Origin of the sequence: Flavobacterium chungbukense (assembly GCF_020805785.1) — a bacterium.
In the GTDB taxonomy this organism is placed as follows: Bacteria; Bacteroidota; Bacteroidia; order Flavobacteriales; family Flavobacteriaceae; genus Flavobacterium; species Flavobacterium chungbukense.
In genome coordinates this window covers 908261-920451 of sequence record NZ_JAJGZV010000001.1, presented here as the reverse complement: position 1 = coordinate 920451, position 12191 = coordinate 908261, and the positions used below count along the sequence as shown (strand labels likewise).

The window sequence follows — 12191 nt, the reverse complement described above, 5'->3', positions numbered from 1 at the left end:
TAAAAAAATTACGATCTAAATTTTTGAAATTCTCATCCCAAAGAACGGTTTCCACCACAACAACTCCATTCAAAAATAAGAGTCAGAAAAGAACCTTCTTTATTTTCGAACGAGAAATCTATAAATCGTTTGAGAAGTAAAAATTTCATTAGGACGCAAAACTGTATTTGGAAAAGAAGGCGTATTGATCGAGTTCGGATAATGCATTGTTTCTAGGCAAAATGCACCATTTTTTGTGTAAGGAACGTTGTTGCGTCCTTTTACTTTTTCGCTCAACCAGTTTCCAGAATAAAATACAACACCAGGCTCAGTTGTATACACTTCTAATTCACGTCCGCTTATGGGCTCGAAAGCTTTTGCGGCTAAAGCTAATTTGCCTGTTTGGTTTCTCAGAACAAAAGTTACGTCATATCCATTAGTATATTGCTGTACTTTTTCAATATCTTTTCCGATTGTTTTAGGCGAAGTAAAATCAAAAGGAGTTTCTTTTACATTCAGGATTTTTCCCGTAGGCATACTGCCATCTTTAAACTCCAAAAACTGATCGGCAAAAACGGTCAATTCTGTGTTTAATGCTTTCGTTTCTTTTCCGCCCGAAAGATTAAAATACGTATGATTAGTCAGAACTAATGGAGTCGCTTTGTCTGTAGTTGCTCTATAATCAATAACCAAATCATTATTGTTTTTGAGCGTAAAAGTTACGGAAACAGATAAATTACCAGGAAAACCTTCTTCTCCATCTTTGCTTAAATACGTCATTTCGACTCCTAATTCATTCTTTTTTGCTAGTTCCTTGGCTTTCCAAATGTGTTTATCAAAACCATTTACACCGCCATGAATATCTGAAGAAAGCGTGTATTCTTTTCCTTCAAGTGTAAATTTCTTGTTTGAAATACGATTGGCAACGCGACCAACTGTAGAACCCATTAAAGAGTTTTCGTTACTTGCATATTGATTAAGAGAATCGAAACCCAGAACAATACTATTCATTTTGCCATCCTTATCTGGTGTTACAATATTGGTGATTGCCGCTCCATAAGTAATTAACTGGACTTGCATTCCCATTTTATTTTGCAACGTATATTGAAAAACATCTTCTCCGCTAACTTGTCCTATTATTTCTTTATTGATGGACATTTTTTTAGCCGAATTTTTATTTTGAGCCAATATATTTTCAGTTAAGCCGAATAACATTAAAAATGACAAGCTTATACTTAATTGGAATTTGTTCATGATTTTAAATTTTGTTTTGTACTTCTAACATTATTTCAATTTTGACAAATCGTACTTTTCTTCGAGATGTGCGAAGCGAGCCAGAATTTCAAGCATTCCTCCATGTTCTACTAAATTATAAACCCCGTTATCTGCTTCAAATAATCCCTTTGCATTTTTATTTTCTTTAATCGCATTATCCAAACATTTTTTAAATCCTGAAATGTATTTTAGATCTTTATTGTGTTTTAAAAGATGCATATAACCACGAAGTAAAACAGCATTAAACCAATATCCGTCTCTAAATTTTCCGCTTTTATAAAAATAGTCTAAAGAACTCTCTGCCATTTTATTTGCTTTTTCAAGATACATTTTGTCTCCCGTCAATTCGTATAAATAGACACTCGACTGCAGCATAGTTCCTGTATTGTAAGAAAATATAGCTTCGCCAATACTTCCATCTTTTACTTTAATATTATCATAAAATAAACCTGTAGCAGTTTGCAGTTTTTTAGTTGTCCAATCGTAAATCTTTATCGCATTTTCAAGGTATTTTTTGTCCTTTGTGGCTTTGTACATTTTTAAGGCAACAATAATTCCAGGTCCGTTTGAGCAGGTGTTTTTCGTTTCAAAATCATTTTCTCTCCAGTATAATCCGCCTCCAAGCGCATTGTCTGATGCCATCATCATGAAATCATACATTGACTTTCCTAAATCGAAATAAGATTTCTTGCCAGTTCTTTCGTAAATATCCAAAGCTGTTATTCCAATCCATTGGTTGTCATCATAATATCGCTGACCTTTGCTCAATTTTACAATATATTCACCATAACCTGGTTTAGGTGGCGAAGGATCATAATAAGGCTGCATGCTATTGAAAATTCCATCAACTAAGTTCGCCTTTTTGTCTACTTTTTCAATTTCGTTAGAAGCTTCAAACATAGCACAAAGTGCCCACAACCAACTGTATTCTCTTTTATGTCCAAATTTTGTTTCTCTTTTAGCTGGATCTAAATCCACGAAATAATAACCCGAAGCGCTATCATGAAAATTACTTTCAATTGCTGCATTTAGTTTTTCCATTTCGGTTTTATAAAAACTACTTTTTGAATTTTCATTTGTCTTTATAAGAGCAAAACTTGACAATACTACTACTGCTGCAAAAAGCAATAAACTTCCTTTTCTTTTATTCATAATCTCAAAATATTTGTAATTCTTCTTTTATTTTTTAATGTTTCTAATCTTGCTTGAATATCGTGCTCTGAAGTTCTTCTAATGATTTTCCTTTTGTTTCTGGCATCATAAAAATCACAAAAAGTAATTGAAAAACCATCATTATAGTGAATATTAAAAATACAACTCCGGCTCCGATTGTGGAAAATAAAAACGGAATCATAGATGGAATAATTGCCGCCAAAACCCAATGCGTGGACGAGCCAAATGCTTGACCGCTAGCTCTTAAGTGATTCGGGAAAATTTCTGAAATAAAAACCCAAATTACAGCGCCTTGCCCAATCGCATGTGAAGCAATAAACAGAAATAAGAAAAGTGGCACTTGTATGCCTTGCCATTTTAAGAAAAAAGCAATCGATACTAATCCTAACGAAATGATATAACCAATTGATCCGATGTACATCAAGACTTTTCTGCCTAATACATCAATTAAAAAAACACCAATAAGCGTGAATACTAAATTAGTAATCCCGATTCCGACACTGCTCATTAATGCGGCGCTTTCTTCTAATCCTGCTTCGGAAAAAATTCTTGGAGCGTAATATAAAAAGGCATTTATTCCTGAAAATTGATTGAATAAAGCGATTAAAAAAGCTAGCATTAATGGAAATCTATATTTCTTTAAAAATATGGTTTCTTTTTTTTCGTCTGTGTTTTCGTTTCCCAAAAATTGCATTTCGTGAATTAAGTCTTCCATTTTTGCATCATGATCTATTTTCTTCAAAACCGTTTCTGCTTCTGAAATCTTTCCTTGAGAAAGCAACCATCTTGGACTTTCTGGAATTGTAAAAACGATTATGGTATAAAAAAATGCAGGAAAAGCCATGATACCAATCATCCATCGCCAAGCATTTTCTCCAGCATCTCTCAATAAATAATTAGAAAGAAAAGCCATTAAAATTCCTAACACAATATTAAACTGATATAAAGAAACCAATCTTCCACGATCTTTTGCTGGTGCAATTTCTGAAACGTATGCGGGCGCGGCAATGGTTGAAGCACCAATTCCTAATCCGCCGAGAAAACGGAAAAATGCAAAAGTCAACGCATCATTAGCCAATGCAGAACCTACGGCCGATAATAGAAACAAAATACCGATTCCGATCAGGGTTTTCTTTCTTCCTAACTTATTGGTTGGAATACCTCCAAAAATAGCTCCTGCAACAGTTCCCCATAACGCCATTGCCATTACTACCGCGCCATGAAAAGCATCTGAAGTGTGCCATAATTCCTGAAGTTTAGTATCGGCTCCAGAAATAACGACGGTATCAAAACCAAATAAAAATCCAGCCAAAGCGGCTGTAATTGCCCACAAAAATATTTTATTCATAATATGATTATTTAGTTTTAATTGTAAAGGAATATTTCCCTGCTTTCAATTGAATCACTTTATAAAGTCCCTCATTACTAATTTGAATGTCTTTTGAACTACATGAAAAAATGCTGTTTTTTTCTAAATAGAAACTCGCATTTGAGTTTGGCGGCACAATTACTTTGTACACTATCCTTTTCTTTTTTCGTTTCCAATTCGAGACAATTTTACCGTAAGGAGATTCATGTTCAGATTCAAAATAATCAAGTCCGTTTACAAAATTTGGTTTTAAAATAATGTGCTTAAAACCTGGTAAGTTTTCATCTGGAAAAATTCCGCCCAAACCTTTGTACATCCATGCTCCTATTTCTCCAAACATAATATGATTCAAAGAAGCATCATTTTTCTCCACATGTAGCGGCCAGTTTTCATACAAAGTTGTAGCTCCATTTTTGATCCAATAACCCCAAGACGGAAAATCTTCCTGCGAAGCGATTTTATATGCGGCATCTGCGTAACCGTTTTCGCTTAATGCATTGAGTAAAGTCTTTGTTCCAAGTAAACCAACATCCAAATGAAAATTAGTTTCCTGAAATTTTTTATATAAATTATCGGCTACTTTTTGTTTGAATTCGTCAGGAACTAATCCCCAATACAATGAGCCAGATAATTCGGTTTGTGTTCCGCTCGCATATAAATTTGTTGACGGATTAAAAAATTGCTGGTTAAATGCCGTTTTAATTTTTGTAGCTAACTTAAAATAGTGTTCAGCATCATTTGTTTTGCCTAATAATTTGGCTGTTTTGGCTAAAATCAATGCATCTGCATAATAATACATTGTTGAAGTGAGTGGTTTTGAACTTTGAGTTTTAACAGGAACCCAATCCCCTAATCCCCAATCTGTAATACCGGTTGGATATTTCTGATCGATCAAATCCACATACTTTTTTATGTTTGGATACATTTTATGCAGTAAACTGCTATCTCCATAAAACTCATATATTTTCCACGGAATAATAGCAATCGAACTCGTCCAGTCAGGACCTGTTGCAAATTCATATCCAAAAGCTCCAGGATTTGGAACAATATTAGAAATTCCGCCATCTGGCTGCTGCTCGTCTTGATGATCTGCAAGCCATTTTTCGTAAATTGTAATTCCGTCAAAATTGTATAATCCCGTTTCAACATTGATTTGTGCATCTCCTGTCCATCCATTTTTTTCGCGTTGCGGACAATCAGTCGGATAACCAAATAAATTCGCCAGATAGCTGCTGTTTGTCGCTTCCCAAATTTTATTAAAAACTGGATTCGAAGTTTTAATTTTTCCGACAACAGGAACGTCGCTATGCATTTCGAGAGCCAAGAGGCAATCTTTATTTAATTTAAACTGACGGCTTGAAGTTACCTCAACAAATTGAAATCCTTTGTAATTAAACTTTGGCGAAAAGTTTTCCTTACCATTTCCTTTCGCAATAAAAATATCCGTCTGAAAAGGATCTGAATTATCCGTTGGACGATAATGCAAGTCAATATTAGAAAGATCAACCATTCCATTTGCATACAAACGTTCCGCATGTTTAATTCTAAAAATGGTTCCAGGAATTGCATTTTTTATTGAAAAACCAACCGTTCCCGCTATATTTTTAGGAAATGTAAAAACCGTTAAAGTATCATTTATTCGATTAATCTTAGTTGGTTTTAATTGAGCAGTTACGCGAATAGGATGCAATTGCTGCGAAACCAAATTGGACGATGGCGCTTTTATAACTGTAGATTTATCCCAATTGCTGTCATCAAAATCAGGTTTGTTCCAATTGCTGATTTCTTTGCGGGCATCATAATGTTCGCCCGTATAAATGCTGTTAAAAATTACAGGACTATCTGTTGTTTTCCAAGTTTCATCTGTCGTTATGGTTTCGGTTGTGTTGTCAGAATAAGTAATCCTAATGTTTACCAAACAACGCGGTCTATTTCTCCAAATTGCTTTATCAAATTTCCAAACGGCCGTCGATTGATGGTTGTACCAGCCATTTCCTAATAAAATTCCGAAAGCGTTTTTTCCCTTTTGTAAGTGCGATGTAATGTCTAAAGTGGCGTACAAATTTCGACTGTCAAATTTTGTAATCATCGGATCAAGTAATCTATTTCCAACTTTTTCTCCATTCACATAAAACTCATACAATCCCGCTGCTGCAACATACGCACGAGCCGATTTTATCGTTTTTGCTGTGGAAATTTCTTTTCTGAAATATGGAGCGGGTTTATAATTCATATCATGTGAATCTGAAATCCAGCTGCCTTTCCAATCTTTAGACTGAAGCATAGCAGTTTCAAAACGTTGAATTTTTGAAATTGTCACTTTTTGATTTTGATCCCAAACTTTTACTCTCCAAAAATAAGTAGTGAAAGATTGAAGAGATTCTCCTTTATATGAAACTAAAATATCTGATGAAATTACTTTTCCTGTATTCCAAACCGTAGCTTTTTCTTTGCTTAAAGCAATTGAATCTGTAGCAATTTCTATTTGATATGCAGTTTGATCACTATTCTTTTTATTGCCATTTAATTGCCAAGAAAGTCTCGGTTCTCGAACATCAATTCCTAATGGATTTAGCAAATGTTCGCACTTGAGGTTTACCGGAATTTGCGCATAAACTGCTACATTCATTAACAGAAAAAGTAAAAACAGCTGGTTTGTTCTAGTATTTTTTTGATTCTGTATGATCATTAGATTTTCTATTTATTTTAGAATTATCTTTAGTTTTTAAATCTCTTCTAAAACGGCAGCCCAACCGCCATTTCTAAGCATTTTTATCTCAATTCTTTCACCCGATTTTATCTCGAAATTCTTTTTTCTATAATCCATTGCCTGATATCCTGCATTGATTCCGTCTTCGAATGAAGTTACTTTATACGACTTTCCATTCTTTAAAAAATTAAGATTCAGTTTGAATGTTCGTTCTTTTTCGGCATTATTTGTAATTCCTCCAATAAACCATTTTGAACCTTTTCTTTTGGCTACGATTGCATATTGTCCCGTTTTGGCTTCTAAAGAAATTGTTTCATCCCAAGTTGTGGGAATAGAAGTAATGAATTCTGTACATTCTTTTTCACGATAATACAGCGTTGGATTGTCGGCTAACATTTGTAGACCACTTTCAAAAACAACAAAAAGTGCCATTTGATAGGCTCTAGTTCCGATACTTGCAGAATTAGGACGTTCTGAACGATACACTTCTGGCTGCATGCTAATCATCGCCCCTGGCGTATAATCCATTGGTCCAACGGCATTTCGCATAAAAGGAAAATACACGCTATTATCTGGTTTACAGCCGTCCATTTGTTCCATTCCTCGTACACCTTCGTACGAAATTAAATTGGGGTATTTGTATTCTAAACCAGAAGGTTTAAAAGCACCATGAAAATCTACAAATATTTGATTTTTAGCCGCTTCCTTAACCACTTTTTCATAATAATTAACCATAACTTGATCGCTGCGATCCATGAAATCAATTTTTACACCGGCAATTCCCCAATCTTTGAAAGTTTTAAAAAGTTCCATGTTTTTGTCGACCGTTAACCAAGTTAGCCACAAAACAATACCAACATTTTTTTCTTTTCCGTAACGAATGAGTTCATGCACATCTACATCTGGATTAGGCGAATACGGATCTGTTGTACTTTTTGCCCAGCCTTCATCCATAATAATATATTTGATGCCAAATTTTGAAGCAAAATCGATGTAATATTTATAGGTATTTAAATTATAACCTGAAACAAAATTGACGTCTGGACCATAAGGAGTTGCGCCGTTCCACCATTCCCAACTTGCTTGTCCCGGCTTGATCCATGAAGTATCCTTTATTTCACTTTTTGGAGCCAATTTCAATGTCATTGTATTCTGAATAAGCTCTTTGTCGTTTTTGGTAATCACAAAATAACGCCAAGGAAAATTTCGAGTTCCAGAAGTTTTTGCAATATAATCGGCTTCTTTTAAAACCTTTAAACTTCTGTCTCCATCGGGTCCAAAATCCAAAGGTGTTTTAGGAAATGTAGATTCAGCGCCTTTTCCAGTTCCTTTTAAAAACATTCCTGGATAATCAGACAAATCAGATTCGCTGATTAATATTTTATATTGTTTTTTCGAATCAACTAAAATAGGAAGTGTAGACATTTTAGCAGATGAAGTCCAGTCGCTTGCATTTATATGTGAATATTCTTCTTCGCTTGAGGTTTTAAAATTTCCTGTTTGCTGTAAATGAACGAAATAATCTGTTGGAAAATTGATCGAGAAATCTTCATTCAACACTTCAATTTCTCCTTTTTTGGAAGTTATAAATCGATACGCAATTCCTTCATCAAAAGCTCTGAATTCAACAGAATAATTTCCTTTAAAATTTAAAAGCAAATAATTATATGAATTGGAAACGGTTGAAAATTTAAGCGGAATTGCAGGTTTTATCACTTCATTTATTTTTCCTGTTTTGCTGTTTATTAGCTTCGGCTTTGAACCTAAAGTTTCATTTTTAAGAATTAAACCTAAATGATTTTTTTCTGCTAAGGTTTCATTTCGAGCCGAAATAGCATAATAGATTTTATCTCCTAACTGGATTGAAACTTTTAATTCGCCATTGGGAGAACTAACTTCAAAATTTGTTTTTTGTGAATGAACATTATAACCTCCAAATAAAAAAAACAGGAAAACCAATACTTTTATATTTTTCATGTAAAATCGTTTTTATAAAAATAACGCCCCACGAAAATGGGACGTTATTTTACAGATTTAATTATTTTGTTTCAACTTGTATTTCGCCACCATTTTTAAATAAATCGTGAGAAATAAAATAACTATTGATTTTAGAACCATTTACTTTAATAGCTTCTAAATCTCTTTTCCCGTTTGGATTTTTTAGGATTACTTTTTTTCCTTGCGGAGTTGTCCAAGAAACTTCTTTAAAAAGAGGAACTGTCACAATATATTCAGGATCTGCTGGCGATAACGGATATAATCCTAAAGCTCCAAAAACATACCAAGATGACATTTCTCCCGCATCATCCATGCCGCTCATTGCCAGTTTTTCTGGACCGATTCCGTACATCGTATCTAAAATTTCGTCAATTACTTTTTGCGATTTTTCAGGTTTATTGATAAAATAATACGAAAACGGCGCTTCATGATCCGGCTGATTTCCATGACAATATTGACCGATAAAACCAGAAATATTCCAAGCAATATACTTCGGATTCCAAGGTTTAGTGAAAAACTCATCTAGTTTAGCCTCAAAAGGTTTATCACCTCCATACAATTTCACTAATCCTGGCATATCATGTGGTACAAAAAACGAAAGCTGCCAAGCGTTTGCTTCTCTATACATATATTCATAATAAGGAAACTCAGGATTAAAAGGTGTAATCCATTTGCCATTTGCCAATCTTCCTCGCATAAAAGTCGATTCTTTATCAAAAACATTGGCGTAATTTTTAGCACGTTTCGTCAAATCATTATAATGTTCGGTGTCGTTTAATTCTTTGGCTAACAATGCAAGCGCATGATCGTCATAAGCATATTCTAAAGTTTTAGTAACCGCTGCATTTGCTACCGTTTCTACCACAGGATTTTTAATATCTTGTTCTGGCACATATCCCTTTGCAATGTATTCGGCGATGTGCGGTCTAGTTCCGCCTTCTTTGTAAGCGTTATTTAATAATAATTCGTACGCTTTTTTAACATCGTAATTTCGAATTCCACGCATATACGAACCAGCGATAAAAGATGCCGCATGATCGCCGTGAAAAAATGTCGGAATAAAACCTTTAATTTCTCCCTCATTAATAATCGAACTGATGACATCGCTTGTAACTTCTGGAGAAAAAATACTCAATAAAACCAATTTATTTCTGTAATCATCCCATAATGAAGGAAGTGTGTAATAACGGTAATTTTCTTTACGCACTTTTCCAGCTTCGTCTGTAAATTGTCCGTTTACGTCGCTTCTTAAAGCTGGCCATAAAAACGATCTGTATAACATGCTGTAAAACATAACGTTTTGCTGTTCTGTTCCGCCTTTTACCTGAATTTTAGAAAGGAGCTTTTCCCATTCTGAACTTCCCTCTTCAAAAACTTTAGCAAAGGTTTTATCTCCAGTTTCTGCTTTTAAATTTTCAGCTGCATTTTCAACACTTACAAACGATAAAGCAATTTTTACTGTAACTGGTTTGTTATCGCCATCTTTGATATTGACCAAAGTATAACCGCCGCTTTTTGTGATATCTTTAGTATCTAATTTATCAATCGGACTGCTAAAAGTTGCATAAAAATATATTTTCTCACCGCCAGTTCTTTGAAATCCGCTTACGGAATTTGAACCTTCTTGTTTAATCTGCCAATCGTCTACGCGATTGTTGGCTTTTCCTAAATCAAAAAGTACTTTTCTTCCTTTATTATTTTTGAAAGTATATTCGTGAATTCCGCAACGCAAAGTTGAAGTCAGTTTTACCTGAACATTATAATCTTTTAAAAACACTTCATAATACGCTGGACTTGCTTTTTCCTGATTGTGGCTGAATGACGATTTATAGGGAAATGAAGCGCCTTCTGAAACTGGCAATAACGGAATATGACATAAATTCCAATGTCCTTTATTGGTATGCGTGAAACCTAAAATTTCGGTATCTTCATATTCATAACCTGCTCCAGATCTGTACTTTGTCATCGGACTTAACTGTACCATTGCATTTGGAATCGAAGAACCCGGAAAAACCAAACCTGCCCAAACGCGCATATCTTTTGGAGGTGTGTAACCAATGATTTTGGTGTCCAACAAAGGCGCTGTTCCAATAAACGGATTTACCAAAGCAGTATATTTCCCTTTTGCTAGGCCACCTCCTGATTTTTGAGCAATAGTTGTCAGGCTCGCCATAGACATTGTTAATGTCGCGAGTAATATTTTCTTTCTTAATTTCATAATTTAAAAAATTAAAATCGGTTACAAGTTATAACTCAAGCAGCTTGGGATTGGTTTTATAAGTATCCCACAAAAGCTCTCCAAATAAGGTGTTTGTCCAAGCAAACCAAGATCTGGTAAAATTCTTAGCATCGTCTTTGTGGAAAGATTCGTGCATAAATCCTGTATCTCCGTGAGAAGCTTTTAACATTCTAATACAATCTTTAATTTCGTTTGCATCTGAAGTAGTGTATGCTCTCATAACCAATGACATTGGCCAAATCATATCCATACCAACGTGCGGACCGCCAACTCCTTCCGCCACTTTTCCTTTAAAGAAAAAAGGATTATCTTCTGAAAGCACAAATTTTCTTGTATTTTGATAAATTGGATCTTTAACATCTATTGCATCTAAATACGGAAGGCTCAACAAACTTGGAACATTCGAATCATCCATTAATAAATGACCGCCAAATCCGTCTACTTCAAAAGCGTATATGTCACCGTGTTTTGGATGTTTTACAATTGCATGTTCTTTAATTGCTTTTGAAACTTCATCTGCTAAAGCTCTTAATTCTTTTGCCGTTGCAGTATCTTTTTTAATGGCTTCTAACATTTCTGCCGCCTGATTCATACTCGCAACAATGAAAAAATTGGAAGGAATTAGGAAAGAAAAAACTGTTGCATCATCACTTGGTCTAAAAGCCGAACAAACTAAACCAACTGGTTTTACAGGATATCCGTAGCCTTTTAAAGGTCTTGTATCGGTTGCAAATTGCGTTGTTCTTTGGAAAGTGTATGGATTTTTACCATCTTTTTGCTGCTGATCTCTAAAAACCTTTAAAGTTGTTTTGATCGCTTTTACCCAATTTTCATCAAATGGAGAAACGTCTTTGGTGTTTTTCCAGTAATTGTAAGCTAATCTAATTGGATAGCAAAGTGAATCGATTTCATATTTTCTTTCGTGAACGCCTGGTTTCATATCGGTATGATCGGTTGTCCACTCGCCTTTTTTGTTCGGATCGTTGTAAAATGCATTCGCATACGGATCTTTCAAAATGTATTCTGTCTGTCTGTTTATAACACCAGCAATCAGATTTTTTAATTTTTCATCTTTTCCTGCAAAAGCTATATACGGCCAAACTTGTGCAGAACTGTCACGTAGCCACATCGCGTCAATATCACCTGTGATTACATAAGTATCCGGACGTCCATTTTTTTGAGAATACGTTACCGTTGTATCCAAAGTATTTGGAAAACAGTTATTAAACAGCCATCCTAATTCTTTATCTTTTACATTTTTTTGAAATTCAGCAATTGTTTTTTCAATAAACTCACTTTCAAAATTTCTTTTATTTTTAGCAACTCTAACAATTGGAAAATCTTTAACAGTGGCTTTTGTTCCAGCAATTATTTCTAGAGGATCAATAAGTGCTAAACTGCTAAATAAAACAGTGTTTTGGATAAATTTTCTTCTTTGCATAATAATA

At 34.4% G+C, this 12191-nt stretch carries 7 protein-coding genes; all 7 read right to left on the bottom strand.

All coding sequences use genetic code 11. The features are described 5' to 3' along the window. Positions 1 to 99: 99 nt before the first annotated feature. Positions 100 to 1233 (bottom strand): aldose epimerase family protein, encoded by a 1134-nt coding sequence (locus LL966_RS03800; RefSeq protein WP_229350348.1) that lies wholly within the window; start codon positions 1231 to 1233, stop codon positions 100 to 102. A gap of 30 nt (positions 1234 to 1263) precedes the next feature. Next, the gene (locus LL966_RS03795) at positions 1264 to 2406 is read right to left on the bottom strand and encodes a glycoside hydrolase family 76 protein (RefSeq protein ID WP_229350345.1); all 1143 of its coding nucleotides are present in this window, start codon (positions 2404 to 2406) and stop codon (positions 1264 to 1266) included. Positions 2407 to 2449: 43 nt separating this feature from the next. Next, on the bottom strand, positions 2450 to 3775 hold the full coding sequence (locus tag LL966_RS03790) for a sugar porter family MFS transporter (protein WP_229350343.1): 1326 nt from the start codon (positions 3773 to 3775) through the stop codon (positions 2450 to 2452). Between the two features lie 7 nt (positions 3776 to 3782). Continuing rightward, entirely contained in the window at positions 3783 to 6485 is a 2703-nt protein-coding gene (locus LL966_RS03785; RefSeq protein WP_229350341.1) for a family 78 glycoside hydrolase catalytic domain, read from the bottom strand. A 36-nt stretch (positions 6486 to 6521) separates the two neighbouring features. After that, a complete protein-coding gene (locus LL966_RS03780) occupies positions 6522 to 8483 on the bottom strand; it encodes a glycoside hydrolase family 97 protein (protein ID WP_229350339.1) in 1962 nt (653 codons plus the stop codon). Positions 8484 to 8544: 61 nt separating this feature from the next. Continuing rightward, positions 8545 to 10722, bottom strand: coding sequence for a GH92 family glycosyl hydrolase (locus LL966_RS03775; RefSeq protein ID WP_229350337.1), 2178 nt, complete (start codon positions 10720 to 10722; stop codon positions 8545 to 8547). A gap of 28 nt (positions 10723 to 10750) precedes the next feature. Then, entirely contained in the window at positions 10751 to 12184 is a 1434-nt protein-coding gene (locus LL966_RS03770; RefSeq protein ID WP_229350335.1) for a glycoside hydrolase family 125 protein, read from the bottom strand. Positions 12185 to 12191 lie beyond the last annotated feature (7 nt).

Coding starts and splice junctions, on each gene's coding strand:
- LL966_RS03800 (WP_229350348.1), bottom strand. CDS start 1,233: ATGAACAAATTCCAATTAAGTATAAGCTTGTCATTTTTAATGTTATTC.
- LL966_RS03775 (WP_229350337.1), bottom strand. CDS start 10,722: ATGAAATTAAGAAAGAAAATATTACTCGCGACATTAACAATGTCTATG.
- LL966_RS03780 (WP_229350339.1), bottom strand. CDS start 8,483: ATGAAAAATATAAAAGTATTGGTTTTCCTGTTTTTTTTATTTGGAGGT.
- LL966_RS03790 (WP_229350343.1), bottom strand. CDS start 3,775: ATGAATAAAATATTTTTGTGGGCAATTACAGCCGCTTTGGCTGGATTT.
- LL966_RS03770 (WP_229350335.1), bottom strand. CDS start 12,184: ATGCAAAGAAGAAAATTTATCCAAAACACTGTTTTATTTAGCAGTTTA.
- LL966_RS03785 (WP_229350341.1), bottom strand. CDS start 6,485: ATGATCATACAGAATCAAAAAAATACTAGAACAAACCAGCTGTTTTTA.
- LL966_RS03795 (WP_229350345.1), bottom strand. CDS start 2,406: ATGAATAAAAGAAAAGGAAGTTTATTGCTTTTTGCAGCAGTAGTAGTA.